Source organism: Shewanella sp. BF02_Schw, from assembly GCF_014596695.2.
Lineage (GTDB): Bacteria > Pseudomonadota > Gammaproteobacteria > Enterobacterales > Shewanellaceae > Shewanella.
The window spans coordinates 1-1,004 of record NZ_JABKAW020000023.1 but is presented as its reverse complement, the minus strand read 5'-3'; the positions used below and the strand labels follow the sequence as shown (position 1 = coordinate 1,004).

Genomic DNA, 1,004 nt, shown 5'->3' with positions numbered 1-1,004 from the left:
ACCCCATCAAGCGATCTGGCAAACAGCACCACCTATACCGCCACGATTACAATTGGTACTCAGGACCTGGCAGGAAATGCGCTTGCTGTTGACGAAATATGGAGTTTTTCCACATTTGCTAGTGAAGTGATCCCACCCCCAGTAGATCTTGGCGCTGCTGGGACGTTTGGGACTTTTGGCGGTTCTGCCGGAATGACCAATCAAGGGATCCTGACTGTCATCAATGGAAATATCGGAACCATAGCGACAACGACGTCTTCAATAACAGGGTTCCACGATACGGAAGGTGACATTTTTACAGAATCTGGGTCCAATCAGGGCAATGTGAATGGGACAATTTACACCTGTACCAACTCCATTACAGGCCCGAACTCCACAGGTGTAAATGCGGCTTATTGCGCACTTGCAACCCAGGCCCGTCTCGACGCCATAGATGCCTATAACACCTTGTCGTCAATGCCGTCTGACGGCGTTCTGGCCGGTAATCTGGCAGGAACAACCATAAATCCTGGCGTCTACACAAACGCCGCTGCGGTTTTAATACAGGGAGGGGATCTCACCCTCGACGCCCTTGGGGATCCCAATGCGAGCTTCGTCTTCCAGATCGGCACTACGCTAGCAGTAGACGGTCCGGGAGCTGTATTCCCGCAAAGCGTTATCCTGGCGGGGGGCGCTCAGGCCAAAAACGTCTATTGGCAGGTAGGTAGTTTCGCGACGATCAACGCAGGCGGTGGTGGGACCATGGTTGGGACCATTATCGCTCAGTCAGGCGTTTCTTTCTCAACCGCTGGAGAAGTCTCGTTAGTGACGCTCAATGGTAGGGCGTTATCCATAGGCGCTTCGGTAACGATGGTGAACACGGTAATTAACGTGCCGATGCCGTAATGATAGAGGTAATAGACAAAGACCGACAGGCGCATTGCCGTCGGCCTCTGTTGCTTGATCAAAATAAACATAATTTGCAGCAACCACTAACCGTGATTTGCTGACCATACAAGTACGGT

The 1,004-nt window shown here is 51.8% G+C and carries 1 protein-coding gene; it reads left to right on the top strand.

The window, feature by feature from the left end; translation table 11 throughout:
• The coding region (locus HNW13_RS23430) for an ice-binding family protein (protein WP_208062977.1) at nt 1–885 on the top strand (885 nt) is incomplete at its 5' end.
• Nucleotides 886–1,004 lie beyond the last annotated feature (119 nt).